The following is a 22,741-nucleotide window of genomic DNA, read 5'->3' as shown; positions in this document are numbered from 1 at the left end:
GCCCGAACGGGCAGTAGTTTACGGGAAGGTGCTGTTGGTGACAGCGGGTGGAAAGCACCGGGTGTCGGAGCCGGACGAGAAGCCCGTGCGGCGCCGACCGGGGATTGTTACTCAGCTGAAGAGGGTAGCGGCGGCTTCTCCGCTCCCCCTGCCTGCAGCTGTTCACGTGCCTGCAGGGAGCGCTCCAAGGCGGCCAGCCGCCGGTCCATCTCCTCGACCACGGCGAGGGTGCGATCGACCCTCCCCTTGATGTTGAAGATGACGAAGGGGAGCACGAACCAGATCACCGTCAGGAAGAAACCGATGATGGAGGCCATCATCATGAAGCCGCCGAAAACTTCCATAGACCCTCCCTTTACGGATTCGTCGGAGTCAGGCTCTTTTCCAGCGCCCGGGCCAGTTGGTCGGGGCAGGAGGTGTTACCCTGGCAGGCGATCCCCTTCAGCCGCTGGATAGCCTCGCCGACCGCCATGCCGCGCACCAGGGCGGCCACCGCCTGCGTGTTGCCGGCGCAGCCGTTGTAGAACTGGGTGCCGGTGATGACGCCGTCCTCGATTTCGATGTCGATCCTGGTAGCGCAGCTACCGGAGGTTTCATAAGTTACCAGCATTTGTCATTCTCCTTTGAAGACAGAAAGGCTTGTTTTAACAGGGATGAACAGGATGAAAGGGATAAAAACCTAAAAAACTACAGGGTGACAACCGAAACTCTGGAGAGGAACTCCCGCTATCACGTTCCCCCCTTGATAAAGGGGGGACAGGGGGGATTTGCCTCTTCCTTAGGCCTTTATCCCTTTCATCCTGTTCATCCCTGTTAAATAAGGCCCTTGGGGTTAATTGTTTCCGCCACCGTGAGCCGTTCCGGCCCCGGGTGCGACTGCAGGTAGAGCGCGTTGATGGCCGCCAGCATCTCGTTGAGCCTTTCCAGGTCGATGACGGCGCTCCCCGGTATGCTGGTGAGACCCCGGAAGTTGTCGGGACAGAAGTCGACCGACTTTTCCCCTTCCCGGCTGATCAGAAGCGGCAGCCCATGCGTGCGGCAGATGATGGGGCGAGCCTGGTAGAGCAGGCAGAGGCCGTCATGGAGCAGCGGACAGCGGCCTTCGGGAGCGGCGAGTGCTTTTTCACGGATGGCGTCGGCTTCGGCAGCGGGGAGGGCGGCAAGCGCCTCCCGGAGGGCGGCAGCCTCCACGGCGAAGATCGACAGGTGGCGGCAGCAGGCGTCGCAGCCTGCCTTGCAGACGATATGCTCGGCAAAGCCCGCGACGCTGCGCGCGCACAACTCGTCGACGCGGCCGACCAGTGCCAGGTAGTTCTCAAGTCCCGGCATCGATCACGGCGCTCCGAGGAGGCTCTTGGTGAAGGCTTCCATCAGTTCTTTGTTGAGGTAGAAATAGGGCTTCTCGATGGTACCGCTGAAACCGTAGGTCTGATAGTTCATCATGATGGGGTCGTCGGTCCGGCCGCTGGAGACGAAACCTTTGGCAGCGGGATCAAATTCCAACAGCTGCTTCATGGTCTCAGCGCCCCCCATGCCGCCGGGTATGTTGAGGTCGAGGATGACCGCCGCGAAAGGGGTGCCCGCGTCGCGGTGCTCGCGGTAGATCTTCACTGCCTCGCTGCCGTCGTTGGCGAACTCCACTTCGAATCCGTAACGCTTCAAGGTTTCGCCAGCCACGAAGCGAACCATTTCGTCATCGTCCATGACCAGGACTTTCGCTGCTGCCTGCGGAGTGCCGTTATCCATCGCGATTCCCGTTCCGTGGTTGTGCAACCGCCGAAGTCGTGATATTTACTTGCCTGCGTCTATAACGTGTATAACGTGGATGCTCGTTACTGGCAAGACGATTTTTCATGTGAAGGCCAGGGCACGGGAAGGAGAGGTAGCAATGGCGAAGTTCAAAGCGCCGGTCACCGCGGCGGTCAGGGTGCTTAGGCAGGCGAAGGTTGATTACGGGGAGCATCCGTATACATATGAGGAGAAGGGTGGCACCGCAGTATCGGCCCGCGAGCTTGGCGTGGACGAGCACTGTGTGATCAAGACCCTGATCATGGAGGACGAGACCAGGGCCCCATTGGTGGTGCTGATGCACGGCGACCAACAGGTTTCCACCAAGGAACTCGCGAGGGTGATCGGGGTGAAGTCGGTGACCCCCTGCACCCCCGACACCGCCAACCGTCACTCCGGCTACCTGGTCGGCGGCACCTCTCCCTTCGGCACCAGGAAGCAGATGCCCGTCTACCTCGAGGAGACCATCCTCGAACTCCCCCTCATCTACATCAACGGAGGCAGCCGCGGCTTCCTGGTCTCTATGCCCCCCTCCGAACTGGTCCGGGTCCTCAAACCGACCCCGGTGAAGGTCGGCATCCACTGACCGCCGAGATAATCGTTGCGGTCGGCGAGATACAGGGAGGCCACTGCAGCGTCCCCTCCCCTTCAAGGGGAGGGACAGGGTGAGGATGGGGTAGCTCACATTTCGCAATATGAGGTGACACCATGGACCTTTCCAAGCATTTCCAGGACGCGGCCGATTCCATTCGTGCGGCGCACGCTTTGGTGATCACGGCGGGGGCCGGCATGGGAGTGGACTCCGGTCTCCCCGACTTCCGCGGCAACAGCGGCTTCTGGAAGGCGTATCCTCCGTACGAGAAGCTGGGCTTAAGCTTCGTGGACGCCGCCAATCCCGAGCATTTCGAGCGCGACCCCGCCTTCGGCTGGGGATTCTACGGCCACCGCACGAACCTCTACCGCGCGACCGTCCCCCATCATGGCTTCCATATCCTGCTCGACTGGATCGAGCGCTTCGCTCTCGACTCCTTCGTGGCCACCTCCAACGTGGACGGGCAATTCCAGAAGGCGGGCTTTGCCGAAGATGCCATCCTGGAATTCCACGGTTCCATCCACCACCTGCAGTGCACCCGCCCCTGCTCCAATCGGATCTGGGAAAACAGGGAGAGCTTTCGGATCGACGAGCAGACCATGACCTCCGATCACGTCCCGCTCTGTTCCCGTTGCGGCTCCACCGCACGCCCCAACATCCTCATGTTCGGCGACTGGAGCTGGATCGAAGACAGGACCTCGCTGCAGCAGGAGCGGTTCCGCAGTTTCCTCTCACGCCAGAGCGGAAAGAGGGTCGTGGTAGTCGAGATGGGGGCCGGCACCGCCATCCCGACCGTGCGCGCCACCAGTGAGCGGATCGGCGCCTTCGCCAACGCCCGGCTCATCAGGATCAACACCCGCGAGCCGCAGATCTCCCCGCCGCACATCCCGCTTCCCTGCGGCGCGCTGGAGGGGCTTTCCGCCATCAACGAGCTTTTGCGATAACAAGCTACAGGCTGCTTTCCCGAACACCGTCAGCTCTCCATCCCGCCACCAATTCCCCCTGCCGACCCCTCCTTCTTCGGGAGAGGGAACATTAAGGCGGAGCCTTTAATCTTTACCTCTCTAATTCTCCTTTTCCCTCGCCTCTTTCCCCTTGCATTCCAACATCCTTGCTGTTAGTATGCTTATTTTTTAGGCAGAAAAGGAACTACAGTGCTATGCAAAAAACGGTGGCCATCGGCTCACTGACCTTGAAGAATAGGGTGTTTCTGGCACCCATGGCCGGCATTACCAACCTCCCCATGCGGTTGATGGCCCGCGACTGCGGGGCATCGCTCACCTTCACCGAGATGGTGAGCGTGAACGGCCTCACCCGCGAAGGGCAAAAAAGCTTCGATCTCCTGCACACTACGCCGGAGGACCGCCCCATCGGGATGCAGCTCTTCGGCGACGATCCCCAGATGCTGGCCGAAGCCGCCCGCCTGGTCGAGGGGTACGGGGAGCTGATCGATATCAACATGGGGTGCCCGGTCCGCAAGGTGGTCGGCACCGGCGCCGGCAGCGCCCTTTTGAAGGATCCGCTCAAAGTGGCGCAGATCGTGAAGGCGGTCAGGAAGGCAACGACCCTTCCTTTCACCATCAAGATTCGCACCGGCTGGGTCTGCAGCGACCATGTCTTCCTGGAGATCGGCAGGATCGCCCAGGAGGAGGGGTGCGACGCGGTGACGCTCCATCCCAGGAGCCGGGCGCAGATGTTCGAGGGGCACGCCGACTGGTCTAAGATAGCCGAGCTCAAGGCGGCGCTCACCATACCGGTCATCGGCAGCGGCGACCTCTTCACCGCCAAGGACGTGGTGGACATGCTCACCGAAACCGGCTGCGATGCAGTCATGATTGCGCGCGGCGCTATGGGCAATCCCTGGATCTTCAGGGAGTCGCTGGCGCTGCTCTCAGGCGAGGAGCCTCTGGCTGCCACCGCCGCCGATCGCTATCAGGTCGCCCGCAAGCACTTCGAGCTCTTCACGGAGCTGGAAGGGGAACGGGTGGCCCTCATGGAGATGCGCAAGCATCTCTCCTGGTACTGCAAGGGACTCCCCGGCGCCGCTCAATTCCGGGCGGCGGTCAACCGGATCGAGCACTGCTCGGCGCTGGTCGAGGCGATGGACAGCTTTTTCCATGGGTGAGGAGATGGAATCCTACTACGCGAACGTGGTGGACAGCTTCGGAGACGGCGTCATCGTGCTCGATGGCCGGGGTGCGGTGACCCACATCAACCCGGCGGCCGAGGAGTTGGCGGGTGTCTCCATGCGCCAGGCCAAGGGAGTGCTTTTCAGCGACATCTTTAAGGGAGAAGGCCCCCTCAACGAGATGGTCGAGAAGACCGTGCAGACGGGGATGTCGATCTCCGACCAGGAGAACATCGTCCTCAAGCGGGCCGGCAAACTCACCCCGGTGGGCGCCAACACCTCCCCGCTGCTCAGTTCCAGCGGCGAGCGTATCGGCACCATCGTCCTGTTACGCGATCTCACCAATGTCAGGGAGCTCGAGGAGGCGGTGCGCCAGGCCGACCGGCTCTCCTCCCTGGGTGCGCTGGCGGCAGGCCTTGCCCACGAGATCAAGAATCCCCTCGGCGGCATCAACGGCGCCGCCCAGCTTCTGGAGATGGAATTCCCTGACAACGAGGACCTCCGGGAGTACATCCGGGTGATGTTGAAGGAGGTGCAGCGGGTCAACGTGATCGTGGAGGAACTGCTCGCCCTCGCCTCGCCGGGGCGCCTCAAGCTCGGCAAGGTGAACCTGCACCAGGTGCTGGCCGACATCGTGCTCCTGCAGAAGAGCGCCACCGGCGCCCGGAATGTCTCCATCAACCAGTACTTCGATCCCAGCATCCCCCCGATCCTGGCGGACGAGGCGCTTTTGACCCAGCTGTTCCTCAACCTCATCAAGAACGCGGTGGAGGCGGTGGGAGACGGCGGCCAGGTGAAGGTGACCAGCCGGGTGCTGTCCGATTACAGCATGACCCCCAAAGGGGAGCGGCGGGCCAGGATGATCGCCATCGACGTGGTCGACAACGGGCCGGGCATCGCTCCCGACGTGCAGGAAAACCTGTTCACGCCGTTTTTCACCACCAAGTCGAAGGGGACCGGCCTGGGGCTGGCCATCTGCCAGAAGATCGTTAGCGAGCACCGCGGCATGATCCGGGTGGAATCCCACCCCCCCCGCGGCACCACCTTCACGGTCATGCTCCCCTTCATCCAGTAGTCAAGCTGGGAGAGGATGAAAGAAAAGCCATTCACCCTGAGCCTGTCGAAGCCTGTCCTGAGCCAGTCGAAGGGGGCGTGAAACTGATACGGCTAACAGGGTGGAAAGAAGTTGTGCTCGTACTTCGACAGGCTCAGCACGAACGTTTCCAACTCTCCTCCAACGATTAAACGTCCTCGTCGCTGCCTTCCGCTCCGTTCAACGGCGAACGTGGCTCCACGAGGGCGGGACGAAAAAAGATTTCCGATAACGCCGGGGCAGCAGCGTGGCCGTCCCTTCCCAAAGCCGGTCCATGGCCGCTGTCCCAGGAGTGAACGATGCCGATCAAGAACATATTAGTCGCCGACGACGAAGAGAGCATGCGGTGGGTCCTTTCCAAGGCCCTCAGAAAAAAAGGGTTCAGCGTCGAGTTGGCCCGCGACGGTGACGAGGCCCTTCGCCTCATCAAGGAGAACGTCTACGACCTGGCGCTTCTGGACATCAAGATGCCGGGCATCAGCGGGCTGGACCTGCTCGAACGCATCAAGGAGGAGCGCGCTGACCTGTTCGTGGTGATCATGACCGCCGAGGCCAGCATGAAGAACGCGGTCGAGGCGATGAAGCGCGGCGCCTACGACTACTTCACCAAGCCCTTCGACCTCGGCGTCATCGACGCGCTGGTGGAGAAGGTGAGCCGCGCGAGCGAGATGACCTCGCAGGTCTCCCTGCTCAAGGAGGAGCTGAAGGACCGCTACCAGCTCGAGAAGACCATCATCGGCAACTCGCCGGTAATGAGGGACATCTACAAGACCATCGGCAAGGTGGCCCCCAGCGACGTGACCGTCCTGGTGCAGGGGGAATCGGGTACCGGCAAGGAGCTGATCGCCCGCGCCATCCACTACAACTCCAAGAGGCTCGGCAAGCCCTTCGTGCCGCTCAACTGCGCCGCCATCCCCAAGGAACTCCTGGAGAGCGAGCTGTTCGGCTTCGAGAAGGGGGCCTTCACCGGCGCCTCCGAAAGGAAGCTCGGCAAGTTCGAACAGGCAAACGGCGGCACCATCTTCCTCGACGAGATCGGCGACATGCCGATCGATCTGCAGGCGAAGATCCTCAGGGTGCTGCAGGAGCGGGAGATCACCCGCACCGGCGGCAACCAGAGCATCCCCGTCGACGTGAGGATCGTGGCCGCCACCAACATGGACCTGGAGGACGCCGTCCGCAACAAGCAGTTCCGCGAGGACCTCTACTACCGGCTGAACGTGATCCCGATCCACCTGGTGCCCCTGCGCGAGCGGGCCGAGGACGTGGCGCTCTTGGTGGAGTACTTCCTCTCCAAGATCTGCAGCGAGCTGGAGGTGCCCGGCAAGCACTGTTCACCGGAGGCCATGAAGCTATTGACCAGCTACAGCTGGCCCGGCAACATCCGCGAGCTGGAAAATACCATCAAGAGGGCGGTGATCCTCTCGCCCGACCCGCTCCTGGGGACCAGCGACTTCCCGGGGCTCAGGCAGCGGCAGGGGGAAGGAAACGGCAAGGGGGAGGAGCTCTCCCTGGAGGGGATCGTCGATCTCAAGCTGCGCGGCAGCTTCACCAACATGGAGCGCATGGAGAGCGGCGACGTCTATGCCATGGTGCTCGAGCAGGTGGAGCGTCCGCTGATCCGTTTCGTGCTGGAGAAGACCCGCGGCAACCAGGTGCGGGCCGCCGACATCCTGGGGATCAACCGCAACACGCTCAGGAAGAAGATCACCGAACTGGGGATCGAGCTACGCAAGGAGTAAAAGGCAAAAAGGCGAGATTAAGATTGAGATTAAGATTAAGGGAAGGCCGTTGGGACCCTTTCTCCGATCTTCTCTCCATCTTCACTCGGTGATACATCGATTCAGGTGGGTGCGGGCTAAATCTCAATCTTACTCTCGCTGTTCGAATCTTAATCTCGATTTTCCGGAGGTTCTATGTCGCTTATGGAGAAATTTTTTCTGGATCGCAGCAGTGCGCAGCTGGTGGTGGTCGACGTGCAGGAGAAGCTTTGCGTCGCCATGGACCCAAAGGTGCTGGAGAAGCTGACCAAGAACATCTCCATCCTGCTGGACAGCGCAGCGGAGCTGGGGCTGCCGGTGATTACCACCGAGCAGTACGTGAAGGGGTTGGGCGAGACCGTACCGGCTCTGAAGGAAAAGCTCCCCGGCAAGAGTCTGGAGAAGATGACCTTCAGCTGCTGCGGTGGTGAAGGGTTCATGGATGCGCTGGCCGCCAACGACCGGCGGCAGGTGATCCTGGTCGGCATGGAGACCCACGTCTGCGTGCTGCAGACCGCCCTGGAACTCCTCTCGGCAGGCTACGTCGTCCACCTGGTGTGCGACGCGGTGATGAGCAGGCGCAAGGACAACTGGAAGATCGCGCTGAAGAGCATGGCGGCGGCCGGCGCCGTGCTGACCTCGACGGAATCGGTGCTCTTTCAGCTTCTCAAGGTGGCCGGTACCGACGAGTTTAAGAAACTTTCCAAGCTGGTGAGGTAGTTCCCTGGCTCTTCTGGAGGAAGCGGCTCAAGTCGCTGGCCGCTCCCTCTGCAAGGGATAGGAACTCTACCCCGAACCCCTCCGGCAGAGACGGCTTGCGCCGGTCGCTCTTCGTGTTGACCCAGGCCACCTTGGCCTTGGCGTGCACGATGGTGCCGACCGGCTCGGGGAGGGCGAAGATGACGTCCAGCTCGGTGCCGACCTTGATCTCGGAGTCGCTCGCCAGGTAGACCCCGGTCTGGCTGATGTCCCTGATGAAGCCGGAGAGGGTGACGCCGAAGGCGCGGTAGTTGGCCTTGATGTGGCAGGGGAGGCGGGTGTCGCGCCGGTCGATGGAGGGCAGCAGCTTGCGCGCGCGTTCCAGGAAGAGGTGACGGTCCAGCGGCTTGGTGAGGAAGTCGTCGCAACCGGCCGCCAGGCACGCTTGCCGGTCCCCCTCCTTTCCCTCCGAGGTGATCAGCACCACCGGCGTCGAGGCGAGCTTGGGGTCCTTCTTGATGGCCCGGCAGCACTCGGCTCCGTCCATGATCGGCATGTGCAGGTCCATGAACACCAGGCCGGGCTGCTCCGCCCGGCAGGCTGCCAGCGCCTCCTTGCCGTCCCGCGCGGTGAGGATCTTCACCGCGGATTGCTGCAGGAACCCCTTCTCCAGTTCCAGGAACATGCTCACGTCGTCCACCAGCAGAATTGTCGTCGTCATACGCCTCCCGTTTGCAAAATCATCAGGCAACTCTCCAAGTTGATTCAGCATACCGCAAGGCACTGCACATCAACCAAACTCGTTACATATAGGACTACAGTCGGAAGAGGGGGAGTGGCACCTTCGGAGCCGGTCCCCCTTTCCACTTCCAAAACTATTTCTTCCCGAGCCTCTTGGCGATCACGTCATGGTTCAGCCAGAAGACCGGCGCCTGCGGAGCCCAGGACGAGTCGAACATCAGCTTGCCGACCCCTTCAAAGACTGCCTTGGAGAGCACGGCGCAGACGATCTCCTTGGGGTTGGCGTTCAGCGAGATCAGCTCCGCCGAGACGTTCAGCATGTACTCCTGCTGCTTGAGCGAGTTGTGCTGCGGCCAGCTGTCGTAGTCGCGGGTGGAGGTGACCAGCGGGTTTACCAGGTAGTCGGTCGCGATCTGGATCAGCTTGTCTACCGTCACCCCTTCCTGCAGCATCGATTGGCACTCGTTCACCACCTCGTCAACACCTTCCGCCCTCAGCGAGCCGAGCAGGGGGTAGAGGGAGTTTTCCACGCCGAGGAAGAGGGCGCTGGAGTTGGTGAGGATTTCCGGGCAGTTGTAGACGGTAGCCTTGATGCCGTTGTTCCAGGCCTCGGTGGCGATCTCCTCCAGCCTGATCTTCGCCCAACCCTGCAGGTAGGGAGTGTAGGACTGCCAGGTGTAGGCGCCGTTGATCAGCACCTCGCAGCCGTGGTAGCCGTAGGCCGCGTAGCGGACGGAGAGCTTGTCGCGCAGGGAGGCGGTCTCCTCGATCAGGTAGCGCAGCGTGTCGGCGGTGACTTCGTTGAAGCTCGTCTCGCACAGGAAACCGAGGTCCGATTTCCAGAACGCCTCGGAGGAGAGGAAGCGGTCGCCCTGCCCCTTGAAGAGCTTGTTGAGCAGCGGCATGAAGATGCGCGCCCTGGGGATGCCGCCCGCCATGGTGTGCACCACCAGCAGGTTGCCGCCAGCCGGCAGCTCTTTCTCAAGCTCGGCCACCACCTGGGCCAGGTTCTTGCGGAACCGCTCGGTGCCGCGCTGTTTGGAGAGTTCGATCTCCCCCCGGTCCAGGCGAGCCGAGGCCCAGTCGTCCGGCTTCACGCTCTTCAGTCTATCCGCCGGAGTGAGGCCGTCGTTGCCCGGCTCCATGTCGAAACCCGCCTCCAGCGGGATGTTGATGATCTTGCCGCCCAGGTTTTCTTCGGCAGCCGCGAGTTCCTCGGCGTTCAAGGGGCGCAGGGTGTTGTCGGAGTCGCGCCTTCCCACGGTGGCGCCGATGATGGTCATCCCCTTGGCGCGGGCCTCGTCCACGATGCCGTTGGCATAGCCGCGGCCGAACAGTTCGCCGCACAGGAACAGTACGTCCCCTTCCTTGAATCCCGCCGTCGCCGGCAGTTCGCGCATTGCATTATATTTCGTCATCTCTCGTTACATCCTTTCTTAGTTGCTGGTTTATGGTACCTCTCCCGCCCCTGTCCCCCCCTTGATAAAGGGGGGGACAGGGGGGATTGCTTTGGCTGTTGAAGGGGCGAGGGTAGATGGTTTACCAGGCGGATCAGTAATCCCGGGCCAGGTTCTCGAACCTCGTGTACTCGCCGCGGAAGGCGAGGTCGACGGTGCCGATCGGACCGCTCCTGTGCTTGCCGATGATGATCTCGGCCTTCCCCTTCAGGTCCTCGTTTTCCTTGTCGTACACCTCGCCACGGTAGACGAACATGATGATGTCGGCGTCCTGCTCGATTGCACCCGATTCCCTCAAGTCGCTCATCATCGGCCGCTTGTCGGTTCTCTGCTCAAGTCCGCGGTTGAGCTGGGACAGGGCTACCACCGGGATGCAGAGCTCCTTGGCGAGCGCCTTCAAGGACCGGGAGATTTCGGAGATCTCCTGCTGACGCGATTCCGGGTTGGGGCCGCCGCGCATGAGCTGGAGATAGTCGATCACCACGATACCGATGTCGTGCTCCGCCTTCAGCCGGCGGGCCTTGGAGCGGAGTTCCATGACCGAGATGGAGGGGGTGTCGTCGATGAAGATCTTGGCGTCGTGCAGCGCTCCCGCCCCCTTGGTCAGCTTGGGCCAGTCGTTTTCCTGCAGGTGGCCGGAACGGAGCTTGCCGAGGTCGACCCTGGCCTCCGAGCAGAGGAGCCTTTCCACCAGCTGCTCCTTGGGCATCTCCAGTGAGAAGATGGCGGCGGGGTAGCACGGGGCGGCGTTGATGGCGGCATACTGGGCGACGTTGAGGGCGAAGGTGGTCTTCCCCATCGCCGGGCGTCCAGCGATGATGACGAGGTCGCCGGCATGGAAGCCGGTGGTGATCTTGTCGAGGTCGGTGTAGCCGGAGGGAACTCCGGTCACCTGCTCCTTCTTCTCGTAGAGGAGCTCGATGTTCTTGATGGTGTCCTTGAGGATGTCGCAGACCTGGAAGTAGGCGGGACGGAGCTTGTTCTCCGAGATCTCGAAGATCACCTTCTGGGCGGTATCGAGCAGCTCCTCCACGTCCACCTTGTCCTCGAACCCCTTGCTGACCAGGTCGGTGGCGGCGGAGATCACCCTCCTGGTGATGCACTTCTCCTTGACGATCTTGCAGTAGTAGGCGATGTTGGCGGCCATCGGGACGTAGTCCACCAGGGTCGCCAGGTAGGCGCCACCCCCCACCTCTTCCAGTTCACCCTTCTTCCTGAGGATGGTGGTCATGGTGATCAGGTCGCACGGCTCGCCCCGCTCGTTCAGCTCGATCATCGCCCGCATGATCTTGCGGTGGCTTTCCCGGTACAGATCGTCCGGCGTCAGCATCTCGAGCACGCGGTTGATCGCCTCGTTGTCCACCAGGATGCCGCCGAGGATGGACATTTCCGCCTCGAGGCTTTGGGGTGGCAACTTTCTCATGTCGGCAGCATTCATCAAGGTACCTCAAGTAAAACAGTCGCACGTAAACCGGGGAATAGTACCTGCATCCGGTTCGCCGGTCAATCGAATTTGGGGGGCTCTATCCCCCGCACTCCCTCAAAAACGCCAGCGACTTCAGCTCCCGGTCCAAATGGAGATCGATGGCCGGGTTGAGCAGGAGATCGGCCTCCCTGAGCAGGTGGTCGGGGAAGAGCACCACCCCGAACCTCCCGGTCTGCATCGCCTTGGAGAGGAGTCCCGCAGTCTGCTCGGAGACCCCCCGCACATCGAGCTCGGGCTGGTAGCCCAGGATCTTCAGGAGGTTCACCGCGAAGAAGCGCCGGTCCGAGGGGGTGAGGGGGGCGGCATCGAGCCTTTCCAGGTAGCAGTAGAGCAGGCGGAACAAGCGCGGATTGGGCTCCTCCTCCGGTGTCAGCCTCTCCACCAGCTCGCAGGCGTAGGCGGCGGTGCCGATCTTGGCGAGGTCGCCCCGGATGCCCGGGAAGATGCCGATGATGTCGGCGGAGAGGAGCGTGGCGAGGCCGCTTCCCTGTTGCTGCAGTTGCAGCTTCAGGTGTGCGAACGGGTCCAGGGCGCCGCCGAAGCGCTTGCGGCTCTTCTTTGCGCCGCGGGCGATCCCCTGCAGCTTCCCGTTTTCCAGGCTGAACAGGGAGACGATCCGGTCCGCCTCCCCGTAGTCGGTCAGGCGCAGCACGATTGCTTCGACTTCGCTCTTTTTCATGGCATGGAAAGGTAGCATTACGGAGGCGGGGAAGTCAACGGCTGGGTGCAAACTGTCGGTGCTAAAGTCCCCCTTGATAAAGGGGGATTTAGGGGGATTGCATTTGCTTTACATCCTAAAGCAATCCCCCCTGCCCCCCTTTATCAAGGGGGGTAAACACTATCTGAGCCCGATCCGGGTGAGGAACAGTCCCAGGTACTTGTTGAGCGGGTGCGTCCTGGGGAGCGACCTGATCGGGGGCGGCCTCCTGATCCCGAGCTTCGCCAGCGTCACGATGACCTCGGGACCGCCCCCCAACTGCATCGCGTGGCGCAGGGTGGCGACCCCCTTTTCCTTTTCCCCGGCCATGATCTGTATCCGGCCCAGGTTCAGGTGGGCGTGCGGGTCGTTTTGGAGCTCTGTCTGCGCCTGCTCGGCGAGCCTCAGCGCGGCCTGCAGGTCGCCCCCGCTCTTTGCCATGCTGAAAGCGAGGTCCGACCTGGCGGAGGCGTCGTCCTCCAGGTTGAGGGACTGCTCCAGGCAGTTCCTGGCCAGGAAGTAGAGCTGCCTTTGGATGGCCTCCCTCCCCTTCAGGCGGAGATCGCGCGCGCTGCCGCTCCCCTGCCGGATCGGCTCCACCTTCTCGTAAACGAGGAAGCTCAGCGGCGGGGTCAGCTCCGGGCGCTCCTCGATGTAGGTCTGCTGGAAGGGGCTGGGGATCTCCGGGAAGTAGACATCACCCGGGTAACTGGCGTGGACGACGGTGAGGTAGATCCTCTGGCAGAGGGGAAGCGCTTGCTTGAAGATCTCCTGGCCGCCGCAGATGAAGAGTTCCTCCTCCCCTTCGGCGGCGGCTATGGCCTGCTGCAGCGAGTGGGCGATCTCGCACCCCTCGATCTCCCTGACCGTCTTGGAGAGTACGATGTTGCGGCGTCCGGGCAGCGGGCGCCCGATCGATTGGAAGGTCTTTCTCCCCATTACCACCGTGTGTCCCATGGTGATGGTCTTGAAGCGGGTCAGGTCGGCCGGGATCTGCCAGGGGAGCTTTCCGTCCCGGCCGATCACCCTCTCTTCCGACATGGCAGCAATCAAGGAGATGATCATGGTATCCTCCGGTCTAAATGCATCACAGTTCAAGCTCTTAACGCCGTTCGCCCTGAGCCTGTCGAAGCCTGTCCTGAGCCTGTCGAAAGGGGCTGTTGTCACGGTCGGAAAGGGGTGCTTCGACAAGCTCAGCACGAACGGTGACCGACTCTCCAAAAGGTGGAAGTCTTTGTGCGGCATTGCATCTTTGAACGACGTAATTAGCTTAACAGCTCGGCTGCAGATTTCTAACGCAAGGTCACTACGGTAACGCCGTCGCCGCCTTCGAAGCGCTCCCCGGTCCTGAACGAGGCGACCAGGGGATGGCCGCTCAGGTAGCTGCGCACCCCCTTCATCAGGGCGCCGGTCCCCTTGCCGTGGACCACCCGCAGCTCCGAGATGCGATCCTGGGCGGCATGGTCCAGGAAGCGTTCCAGCTCCTCGATCGCCTCTTCGACCCGCATGCCGAGCAGGTGGATGGTGGAGGCGGGCTCGCGTTCCTCTCGCTCCTCTTTCTGCGTCCTTTTCTTCTGGACCTTCTGTACCTTTCCCTTGGCCTTGACCAGGGCGCTGACCGGCACTTCCAGTTCCATGCTCCCCGCGCGCACCCGCACCTTGCCGCGCCCGTCCACGGAGATGATGGTGGCGTCGCAGTTGAGCGGTTTCACGAACAGGGTATCCCCCACCTCGATCTTGTCGGGGGGGGCTCCCTCCTCGGGGCGCAGTTCGGAGAGGGCCTGTTCGACCTCGGCCTCGGCCTGGTCCAGCCTGGCCTTGGCCTCGCGCGCCCGTTCCTTGCGCGCCTCCTCCATGATCGCCAGCACCTCGCGGCGGGCCTTCCTGATGATCTGCTGCGCCTCCTCGTACCCCTTCTCCCTGGCCTCCTTCAAAAGCCGGTTCGAGTCGGCCACCCGTTCGGAGAGGTTCAGCTCGGCCCGGGCGAGTTTCTCCTCGCGCAGGGCCAAGTCGTCCAGGGTATCGTCCAGCTGCCGGCGCTTATCCTTCAGGTCGCGCAACAGGGAATGGAAGTCGGCCTCCATGGTGCCGATCATCCCCCTGGCGAAGTTGACGACGTGTGCGGGAAGCCCGTAGCGGCTGGCGATCTCCAGCGCGTGCGATTCCCCCGGCTCGCCCAGGGTCAGCCGGTAGAGCGGCGCCAGCTTCTGCCGGTCGAAGGCCATCGATGCGTTGATCATGCCCGCTTCCCTCTGCACGAAGCCGATGATCTCGGTCAGGTGGGTGGTGGCGATCACCAGCGCACCCTTGCCGTGCAGCTCCTTGAGCACCGCGCAGGCGATGGCCGCCCCCTGTCCGGGCTCGGTCCCGGTCCCCAGTTCGTCCAAAAGCACCAGCGTGCCGCGGTCGGCCTGCTTGAGGATGGAGGATATCTGGGAGATGTGCGCGGAGAAGGTGGAGAGGCTCTCCTCGATGGACTGCTCGTCCCCTATGTCCACCAGGATGTTGGCCACCTGTGGCAGCAGCGAGCCCGGCGCGGCGGGGACCGGCATCCCGCAGAGCGCCATCACGCTCAAGAGGCCGGCGGTCTTGATGGCGATGGTCTTGCCGCCGGTGTTGGGGCCGGTCACCACCATCACCCGGTCCTGGTCGGCGAGCTCCAGGTCGAGCGGGACCACCTCCTTCCCCATTAGGGTCAGGATCGGGTGGCGGGCGCCCTTCAACGAGATGCTGGCGGAAGTGGAGATGACCGGGGTCTCGCACGTAAGGTTATCGCTGAAAAGGGCGATGCAGTTCAGCACGTCGAGCCGCACCAGCGACTCGAACTGCTCCAGCATCGGCTCCGCGTCCTCCCGGATCCAGTCGCAGATCTGCCGGACGATGCGGATCTCCTCGGCCCTTTCCTCGGCCACCAGGTTCTCCAGCTCGTTGGCGAGCGCGATGATCTCCAGCGGCTCCATGAAGGCGGTCTCGCCGGAGTTGGAGACGTCGTGCACCACGCCGGGCACCATCCCCTTGGAGTCCATGCGCACCGGGATGACCCAGCGCCCCGACCTCTGGGTGATGAAGTCGTCCTGCAGGAAGATGGCGGTGTGCCTCTCACGGACGATCTCCTCCAGCCTCCGCTTGATCCTGGCCGTGAGCCCCTTCTTCTGCCCGCGCAGGTCGGCCAGCAGCCGGGAGGCGGTATCCAGGATCTCGCCGTCCGAGTTGACCGTGTGCTCCAGTGGATTGAGGATATCGGGGAAGCCGGTCAGTTCCCCCACCTCCGACTGCAGGAGCGGCACGTCGGTCCTGAACCTGAGCTGGGAGGAGATGGCGGCCATCACCCGCAGGGTGGGGATGAACAGCTGCAGGTCGAGGGGGGCGAGCACGGCGCCGCGGGGGCGCACCGCCCTGATCTGGCGGGTGATGTCCTCGAACCGGGAAAGCTTCAGCGAGATGTTCAGCCGGGTGAGGGTCCGTAGCTCCTCCACCAGGCCGAAGCGGCGCTCCATGAGCTCCGGGGAGGGGAGGGGAGCGATGTCGAGCGCCCGGTGGCGGGACGCCTCGCAATGGGCGAATTGGGCGACCGTTTCCAGTATCTTGTCGAACTCGAGCCGCCTGAGGGTTTCCTTTTGGATCATTATAAAAGCAGACCGGGATGGGCTCTCGATCCTTACCTCCATGCACTTTCCTGAATCTATGAAGGGCAGCCACATAACCATGCCTGCCCCTCCGCTACCCACGTTTCTAACCGCTTTTAACCTTAATCTCAATCTTAATCTTGATCTCGGTTTTTGTTTCCCTACAAGAACCAGCTGATGGGGCTGAACAGACGCTCCAGCATACGGATCCGCAAGCCGCGCCGCTCGTGCTCATGCAGGACGATCCGGCGCGCCCCCTTCAGGTCGCTCTCCAGCATCTCGGCCACCTGGGCCCCGAAGTCGTCGTCGTCCACCACCACGTTCAACTCGTAGTTGCGGTGGAAGCTGCGGTTGTCCATGTTGGCCGAACCGACCATGGCCCAGCGGTCGTCGATCAGCATCACCTTGGCGTGCAGGACGGCGCTGTCCAGTTCGTAGATCTCGATATCGTTGTTGAGGAGCTGGGCGTAGCAGGTGCGGCTGACCAGGCGGACCAGCGGGACGTCGCTCTTGAAGGGGAGCAGCAGCCTCACCTTGACTCCGCGGCCGGCCGCCCGCAACAGCGACCTGATCACCCTCGGCCCCGGGATGAAGTAGGGGCTCGCGATGGTGACACTCTCCGAGGCGCCGGCGATGGCCATCCGGAAGGCACTCCTGATGAAGGAGCGCTTGTGGTGCGGCCCCCCCTGCACGATCATCACCTTGGCGTTGCCCGGCATTTCAGTACGCGGCTCGGGCAAAAGGACATGCGGCTGGCTTCCCCGCTCCTCGCCCCAGTTCTGGCAGAACATGCGCAAAAGCGCCGCGGCGGCTTCCCCCTCGATCCTGATGCCGGCATCGCGCCACTTGGTGTGCTTCTTCCCGCAACCCGAATAGACGTCCGCGATGTTGATGCCGCCGGTGAAGGCGCACCAGCCGTCGATCACCGCGATCTTCCGGTGGTCTCTCTTGTCAAACCAGGCGATGCCGCGCCGGAAGGGGGGAGGGTTGAAGGCCGTGCAGCAGATCCCTCCCTTGGAAAGGCGCTTGAAGAAGGCGGCCGAGGTGTCGAAGCAGCCGATGTAGTCGTACATCACGTAGACCTGCACCCCGCGGGCGGCGGCGGCCAACAGGGCGTCGGCCACCAGCCCCCCGGTGTGGTCGTCGCAGATGGTGTAGAACTCCATGCAGACGCTCACCCGCGCGAGGGCGATGGCCTCCAAAAGGGCCGGGAAAAATTCCGAGCCATAGCGATACAGCGTGGCGCTGTTCCCCAGAAAGGAAACCGCCTCCGTGTTCCGCCTGAACAGGTCGAAGAACCTGGAGGTCTGGAACATCAAGGGCTTTCTTTTTCGGCGCATGCTGATCGTCATGGTCGTCACGTCGGTCACAACGAGGGGCCCAACTTTGCCCGATACGACGAAGCGCGGAAATAACGTCAGGAAAGGCATTACTTCCGCGCTTCCGGTTGCGCAGTATGTACAGCGGCGGGGTTAGACGGAAACGACTTCCTTTACACCCGGTATCTTGTCTTTCAGCGTTCTTTCAATACCCATCTTGAGGGTCATGGTCGACATCGGGCAGTGGCCGCAGGCGCCAACCAGGCGTACCTTGACGACACCGTCGTCGGTCACTTCGACAAGCTCCACGTCGCCACCGTCAGCCTGCAGCGCGGGGCGGATATGTTCCAGAACAGATTTTACCTCTTCTACCATTCGTATCCTCCAGGGTTGGATTGGTTACACAGGTATGAGTGTATAGGAATAACAGCATAAATGCAAAGACTATGCGCGGTCCCGCCAACGAGCCGTCTACATCCCTCCTGTCCGACATCCCCTCTCCCGGAGGGGGAGGGCTAGGGAGGGGGAACTGCCGCCGGCATCGCCGCCATTGCTCCGTCCCGCGAGGAAAAGGCTACTTCTTCTCGTGTACGCCCGGCGTAGTAAGCGGATACGGCGCCAGTACCTCTTCCAGCTCCGCTTCGCTCAAGATGCCCCGCTCCAGGATGACCTGCCTGATGCTCTTGCCGCTCTTGGCCGACTCCTTGGCGACCTCGGCGGCGGCCGCGTAGCCGATGGAGGGGGCCAGCACGGTGGCAAGGCCGACCGACTGGTCGAGGTAGTTCCGGCAGCGCTCGTCGTTGGCGGTGATGCCGGCCACGCAGAGGTGGCTGAACTGGTGCACGCAGTTCTTCAGGATCTCCAGCGAGAAGAGGAGGTTGAAGGCGATGACGGGCATCATCACGTTCAGCTCCATCTGCCCCGCCTGGGCGGCCATCGCCACGGTCAGGTCCGCCCCCATCACCTGGAAGCAGACCATGTCGGTCAGCTCCGCCATCACCGGGTTGACCTTGCCCGGCATGATCGAGGAGCCCGGCTGCAGGGAGGGGAGGTTGATCTCGCCCAACCCCGTGCGCGGCCCCGAGGAGAGGAGCCTGAGATCGTTGGCGATCCTGATCAGGTTGACGGCGGTCCCCTTCAAGGTCGAGCTGAGCGCCACGAACGGGTCCATGTTCTGCATCCGCTCCACCAGGTTCTTCCCACGGGAGAGGTCCTGGCCGGTTTCCGCGGCAAGCTCCTCGACCACCCGGTCGATGTAGGCCTCCTCCGCGTTGAGGCCGGTCCCCACCGCGGTGCCGCCGATCCCCAGCTCGCGCAGTGCCGGCAGGGCGCGCTCGACGCCGAGCCGGTTGTTGTCGATGGCCGCGGCGTAGGCCGCGAACTCCTGCCCCAGCCGGATCGGTACCGCATCCTGCAGATGGGTGCGTCCCGACTTCAGGATGCCGTCGAACTCCTCGCCCTTGCCCCGCAGGGCCGACGCCAGACCGGACAGTTCCTCCATCAGCTGGTCGGAGAGCTCCAGCGCGGAGAGCCGCATGGCGGTGGGGAAGACGTCGTTGGTGGACTGCGCCATGTTGACGTCGTCATTGGCGTTGATGCGGCCGTAGCTCCCCAACTCGCCCCCCAAAAGTTCGTTGGCGCGATTGGCGAGCACCTCGTTCACGTTCATGTTGTGGGAGGTGCCGGCGCCGGCCTGGAAGGGGTCGACCACGAACTGATCGGCAAAGTGCCCCGCCAGCGCCTCGTCGGCCGCCTTGACGATGGCTTCGCCCAGCTCCGCGTCCAGGCGCCCCGTCTTCACGTTGGCCTTGGCCGCGCATTTCTTGATCCTGACCGTGGCGGTGACCAGTGCCCGGTGCGGTTTCAGCCCCGAGATGGGGAAATTGCCGATGGCCCGCTGGGTCTGTGCGCCCCAGTAAGCCTTGGCGGGGACCTCCACCGTTCCCATGGTGTCCTTCTCAACACGCGTTGCCATACGTGATGCTCCTTTCGACAAAGAACGACGTCATCCAGCTGCCCCTCGCCCTCCGGGAGAGGGGGCAGGGGTGAGGGAAGCCCCGCTCATCGACACTGCTTGTCTTCGCGCGAGGTTGAGTCATTAAGGGGTCTGCTGCACCCGGTTTAATTGTAACTCCTCAGGAGAATTGGTTTCACCTACAAACGGAGGATCAATGCTTGGGCTGTTCGACGTGGATCCAGCATCATCTACTGGCGAGGCATCCCTCACCCGGCCTCCGGCCACCCTCTCCCCTAAAGGGGCGAGGGTAGAGTCTACTCCTCCACCAGCCGGGAGAGCTCCAGCAACTGGTCGGCGGTGCACGCCTCGTAGATCCGGCAACCGAGCTTCGCCGGCAGAGCCAGGTCCACTTCGAAACGGTCCCCCACGAAGAGGGTCTCCTCCGGACGGCAGGCGATGGCCTCCAGGATGCCGAGCAGGGCGTCTTGGTCCGGCTTCGGGTGCCAGTAGTCCTCGATGGTGAAGACCTTCCCGAACAGCCCGACCACGCCGATCTCTTTCATGATCCGGGCGGAGAGCGAGCGGTTGTTGTTGGTGTAGATGTGGACGGCGAAGCGGGTGGCCAGCGCCCTGAGCATGGCGGTAACCCGCGGGTCCACGGTCAGCACCCCTTCCGGGTGGACGTCCTGGCTCAACTGTTGGTGGAGCCCCCGGAGGTTCCCTCCCAGCGATTCCACGGCCCGGCTCAGGGTGCCGCCGCTTCCCGCCATTCTATAGCGGGCCTCCCTGAGCATGCTGTCGGCCTCTTCCACGCTCACCCCCTTCAGGGAGGCGATGTAGTTGCAGGCCGCCAGGTTGACCTGCTCACCCATCCGCTCGTTTTGGTAGAGGGTGCCATCGAGGTCGAAGACCAGGGCCTTCAGGCCGTCTCGCTGAAAGGGCAGCTCTCTCAAAGCCCGGCTCCCCATTTTCTCATGCAGAGCAGCTGCGGGTTCTGGACCCCCTTGGCCTGGATGAGCACCTTGAAGGTGTCGCCCATCCCCCCCTCCGGAAGCATCAGCTTCTTGAGCGACAGCCTGTGCTGCAGCTTCTCCTGCTCGGTCTTCGCCTCAGCCTCCAGCCGCATCAGCTCTTCCACCAGCCCGACCCCCAGAAGGAAGCGGTACTGCTCCCCGTACCAGACCGTGCTGAGCCCCGCGTCCTTCCCTTCCTCCATCAGCTGGCTGAAATTGATGTGGGTGGTGATGTCCTGCTCCCCCACCAGCACGTACGGATCTTCGCCGGTGGTGTGCTTGTGGTAGCAGATGAGCGTGCCGTCGCGCCGCTGGGGCGTGTAAAGCTCCTCGGTCTGGAAGCCGTAGTCGATGGTCATCACGAAGCCGCGCTCAAGCGTGGCGGCCGCCGCCGCTATCCAGGCGGGAGCGACCAGGTTGATCTCGCCGCGCTGCCCAGGGAGCAGCCGCACCTCGTAGCGGTCCAGGTAGGCCTGGATCTCCGGGGTGGAGGGAGAGCCCAGCCGCTCGCGGAACCCTTCGGCATCCGCATCCACGTAGACTTCCTTGAGACCGTCCTCGCTCATCTCGACGAGATGCACCGGCATGGCGTCAAACAGCTCGTTAGAGATGACGCAGCCGGTGAAGCTCAGCTGACGGTCGATGAGTTCCTCCGGGGTGCTCCAGGCCAGCCGCTCCGCGTGATTGGCCAGCCGCTGGGCCTGGACCTGCTGCAGGCTCGGTTCCTTCTCGATCAGGCGATAGGTGACCGTCTGGTAGACAGCCTGGTTCAGCTCAAAGATGGCGTCCAGGATGTCCTGGGCCAGCTGCCCTGACCCGGCCCCGGCTTCCGCGATGGTGAAGGAGGCGGGGGAATCGAGCAGCTCCCAGAACCGGCAGATCTCCTTGCCGATCAGCCGGCCGAAGGCGCTGTGGACGTTCATGCTGGTGTAGAAATCCCCCTCGGCGCCCACCTTGCGCCCCGGCGAAGTGTAGTAGCCGAGCCCCGGCTCGTAGAGGGCGCTCTCCATATAGGTGGCGAAGGTCATTTTGCCCCGGGTGCGGATCCGGTTCAGGATGATCTCCGCAAGCTTCGTTTTTCCAGACTCATCTGCCATTTGGTGACTCCTTGAAGTCTCTTTTTATATATGCTGTGCCGGAGGTTGTCAAAGCTCCGCCTGGTACAGCCGGGCCGTCTCCCGGACCATGGAGGCCAGCTCCTCGCGCAGTTCGCGCGGCGCCAGCAGTTCCGCGTGCGCGCCGTAGGAGAGGAGCCAGGCGAGGATCTCCATCTTCCCCCCCGCCCGGAAGGAGAGGATAAGCGAGCCGTCCTGCTCTTCCCGGATCTGCTGCGAGCTGTGCCAGACCCGGTCCCGGACGGCGTGGGCGATGCCGGCGGAGAAGCGGACCACCACCTCCATGGGGGGCTCGGCCACGATGCCGAAGGCCCCCTCCAGCGTCTGTCCGGCGTGGAATCCCTCGGGGATCTCGAAGCGCTCCTTGCCCGCCTCCACCTGGTCGATCCGCTCGACGGCGAAGGTACGCAGCGCCTGCCGCTCGTGGGCGTATCCCAAAAGGTAGATGCCCCCCTTCTGGAAGAGGAGCGTGTAGGGATCGAAAAGGTAGCGGGTGGCCTCGGGACGGCCGGGTGAGCGGTAGGAGATGGTGGCCGTTTGCTGGTGGAGCAGGGCGTGGCGGATCACCTTCAGCGTTTCGGCCGATCTGCTGTAGTCGCGCTTTCCCTGCAACAGCGGGTGGGCGACCTCGGCGATCCTCTCCATGTGGGCGGCAAGCCGGGGCGGCAGGACGGAGTTCACCTTCCTGAAGATACCCTGCATGTCCTCCAGGAAGGGAGTGCCGTTCAAAAGGTCGAGCTGGGAGCGAAGCAGCGACAGGGTCATCAGCTCCTGCAGCGAGAAGCTGATGGGGGGGACGTTCTTGAAGCCGGTCAGGAAGCGGTACAGCTTGTCACCTTCCTGCCACTCGGAGATCAGCGGGTAGCCGGCCTCCTGGATGGCGATCAGGTCGCGCTGGATGGTGCGCCGGTTGACGCCGGTCTCCTCGGCGAGTTCGGCGACCGAGATGCCGTGCCGCGCCTCGATCAGCCGGATCACGTCGTGGACCCGCCCCGCCTGGGAATATTTCTTGGCCGGACGGCCCTTAGCCATCAGGACTGCTCAGGGGCCGGGGCAGCGCCCTGCGCGCCCTCCGCCGGGCTCTTTTTCCCGCTGCGTCTGCGGCGCCGGGGCTTCTTCTTCGCTCCCTGTGCCTCGCCGGTTCCTGTCTCGCTCGATTTCACCTCGCCGCTATCCTTAGCGGCTGTTGCCTCGGCAGCGGCAGCGGGTTCGCCACCGCGCCCTGCCTCGGCCGCCGGGCGCGCAGCCCTGTCACGATGCCTGCCGCCGG

23 protein-coding genes are annotated in these 22,741 nt (G+C 63.1%); 6 read left to right on the top strand and 17 right to left on the bottom strand.

Going from position 1 to position 22,741, the window contains the following annotated elements; translation table 11 throughout:
- Nucleotides 1-107: 107 nt before the first annotated feature.
- From VJ604_RS03855 to VJ604_RS03840, 4 genes are all read right to left on the bottom strand, one after another.
- On the bottom strand, nt 108-344 hold the full coding sequence (locus VJ604_RS03855) for a hypothetical protein (protein WP_324080061.1): 237 nt from the start codon (nt 342-344) through the stop codon (nt 108-110).
- An 11-nt stretch (nt 345-355) separates the two neighbouring features.
- Nucleotides 356-610 (bottom strand): TIGR03905 family TSCPD domain-containing protein, encoded by a 255-nt coding sequence (locus tag VJ604_RS03850; RefSeq protein ID WP_324080060.1) that lies wholly within the window; start codon nt 608-610, stop codon nt 356-358.
- A gap of 203 nt (nt 611-813) precedes the next feature.
- A complete protein-coding gene (locus VJ604_RS03845) occupies nt 814-1,329 on the bottom strand; it encodes a YkgJ family cysteine cluster protein (protein WP_324080059.1) in 516 nt (171 codons plus the stop codon).
- A 3-nt stretch (nt 1,330-1,332) separates the two neighbouring features.
- Entirely contained in the window at nt 1,333-1,746 is a 414-nt protein-coding gene (locus tag VJ604_RS03840) for a response regulator (RefSeq protein WP_324080058.1), read from the bottom strand.
- A 142-nt stretch (nt 1,747-1,888) separates the two neighbouring features.
- Here VJ604_RS03840 and ybaK point away from each other — a divergent pair, with 142 nt between their 5' ends.
- The 6 genes from ybaK to VJ604_RS03810 all read left to right on the top strand — a co-directional run bounded on the left by ybaK (nt 1,889) and on the right by VJ604_RS03810 (nt 8,081).
- Nucleotides 1,889-2,374 (top strand): Cys-tRNA(Pro) deacylase, encoded by a 486-nt coding sequence (gene ybaK, locus VJ604_RS03835; protein WP_324080057.1) that lies wholly within the window; start codon nt 1,889-1,891, stop codon nt 2,372-2,374.
- Nucleotides 2,375-2,496: 122 nt separating this feature from the next.
- Nucleotides 2,497-3,324, top strand: a complete 828-nt coding sequence (locus tag VJ604_RS03830) for an SIR2 family NAD-dependent protein deacylase (protein WP_324080056.1) — start codon at nt 2,497-2,499, stop codon at nt 3,322-3,324.
- 215 nt (nt 3,325-3,539) lie between these two features.
- A complete protein-coding gene (gene dusB, locus VJ604_RS03825) occupies nt 3,540-4,505 on the top strand; it encodes a tRNA dihydrouridine synthase DusB (RefSeq protein ID WP_324080055.1) in 966 nt (321 codons plus the stop codon).
- The gene (locus VJ604_RS03820) at nt 4,498-5,583 is read left to right on the top strand and encodes a two-component system sensor histidine kinase NtrB (protein ID WP_324080054.1); all 1,086 of its coding nucleotides are present in this window, start codon (nt 4,498-4,500) and stop codon (nt 5,581-5,583) included. The genes dusB and VJ604_RS03820 overlap by 8 nt, the downstream gene beginning before the upstream one ends.
- A gap of 317 nt (nt 5,584-5,900) precedes the next feature.
- Complete coding sequence (locus tag VJ604_RS03815; protein WP_324080053.1) at nt 5,901-7,343, top strand: sigma-54-dependent transcriptional regulator; 1,443 nt, start codon at nt 5,901-5,903, stop codon at nt 7,341-7,343.
- Nucleotides 7,344-7,517: 174 nt separating this feature from the next.
- On the top strand, nt 7,518-8,081 hold the full coding sequence (locus VJ604_RS03810; protein WP_324080052.1) for a hydrolase: 564 nt from the start codon (nt 7,518-7,520) through the stop codon (nt 8,079-8,081).
- Here the strand turns inward: VJ604_RS03810 and VJ604_RS03805 are convergent.
- From VJ604_RS03805 to VJ604_RS03745, 13 genes are all read right to left on the bottom strand, one after another.
- Complete coding sequence (locus tag VJ604_RS03805; protein WP_324080051.1) at nt 8,053-8,781, bottom strand: response regulator; 729 nt, start codon at nt 8,779-8,781, stop codon at nt 8,053-8,055. The genes VJ604_RS03810 and VJ604_RS03805 overlap by 29 nt on opposite strands.
- 154 nt (nt 8,782-8,935) lie before the next feature.
- Complete coding sequence (locus VJ604_RS03800; protein ID WP_324080050.1) at nt 8,936-10,219, bottom strand: enoyl ACP reductase FabMG family protein; 1,284 nt, start codon at nt 10,217-10,219, stop codon at nt 8,936-8,938.
- A gap of 133 nt (nt 10,220-10,352) precedes the next feature.
- Nucleotides 10,353-11,696: a replicative DNA helicase gene (gene dnaB, locus VJ604_RS03795; RefSeq protein WP_324080049.1), complete on the bottom strand. Its 1,344-nt coding sequence runs from the start codon at nt 11,694-11,696 to the stop codon at nt 10,353-10,355.
- 85 nt (nt 11,697-11,781) lie between these two features.
- On the bottom strand, nt 11,782-12,423 hold the full coding sequence (gene recO / locus VJ604_RS03790) for a DNA repair protein RecO (RefSeq protein WP_324080048.1): 642 nt from the start codon (nt 12,421-12,423) through the stop codon (nt 11,782-11,784).
- 159 nt (nt 12,424-12,582) lie between these two features.
- A complete protein-coding gene (locus tag VJ604_RS03785) occupies nt 12,583-13,506 on the bottom strand; it encodes a dihydrofolate reductase (RefSeq protein ID WP_324080047.1) in 924 nt (307 codons plus the stop codon).
- Nucleotides 13,507-13,733: 227 nt separating this feature from the next.
- Nucleotides 13,734-16,067 (bottom strand): endonuclease MutS2, encoded by a 2,334-nt coding sequence (locus VJ604_RS03780; protein WP_324080046.1) that lies wholly within the window; start codon nt 16,065-16,067, stop codon nt 13,734-13,736.
- Between the two features lie 161 nt (nt 16,068-16,228).
- Nucleotides 16,229-17,407, bottom strand: a complete 1,179-nt coding sequence (locus tag VJ604_RS03775; protein ID WP_414652388.1) for a phospholipase D-like domain-containing protein — start codon at nt 17,405-17,407, stop codon at nt 16,229-16,231.
- 132 nt (nt 17,408-17,539) lie between these two features.
- Nucleotides 17,540-17,761: a NifU family protein gene (locus VJ604_RS03770; protein ID WP_324080044.1), complete on the bottom strand. Its 222-nt coding sequence runs from the start codon at nt 17,759-17,761 to the stop codon at nt 17,540-17,542.
- Between the two features lie 199 nt (nt 17,762-17,960).
- Nucleotides 17,961-19,361: an aspartate ammonia-lyase gene (locus VJ604_RS03765; protein WP_324080043.1), complete on the bottom strand. Its 1,401-nt coding sequence runs from the start codon at nt 19,359-19,361 to the stop codon at nt 17,961-17,963.
- A gap of 296 nt (nt 19,362-19,657) precedes the next feature.
- Nucleotides 19,658-20,296, bottom strand: coding sequence for an HAD family hydrolase (locus VJ604_RS03760; RefSeq protein ID WP_324080042.1), 639 nt, complete (start codon nt 20,294-20,296; stop codon nt 19,658-19,660).
- Nucleotides 20,293-21,453, bottom strand: coding sequence for a class I SAM-dependent methyltransferase (locus VJ604_RS03755; RefSeq protein ID WP_324080041.1), 1,161 nt, complete (start codon nt 21,451-21,453; stop codon nt 20,293-20,295). The genes VJ604_RS03760 and VJ604_RS03755 overlap by 4 nt, the downstream gene beginning before the upstream one ends.
- Nucleotides 21,454-21,501: 48 nt before the next feature.
- Entirely contained in the window at nt 21,502-22,503 is a 1,002-nt protein-coding gene (locus VJ604_RS03750) for a helix-turn-helix transcriptional regulator (RefSeq protein ID WP_324080040.1), read from the bottom strand.
- Nucleotides 22,503-22,741 (bottom strand): hypothetical protein (locus VJ604_RS03745; RefSeq protein WP_324080039.1); only part of this gene is annotated, 239 nt, incomplete at its 5' end. The genes VJ604_RS03750 and VJ604_RS03745, both read right to left, overlap by 1 nt.

It is taken from the genome of Geomonas sp. (assembly GCF_035254065.1).
Taxonomy (GTDB): Bacteria; Desulfobacterota; Desulfuromonadia; order Geobacterales; family Geobacteraceae; genus Geomonas.
Note: the sequence above shows the minus strand (reverse complement) of the source record. Positions and strands in the feature narration are given on the sequence as shown.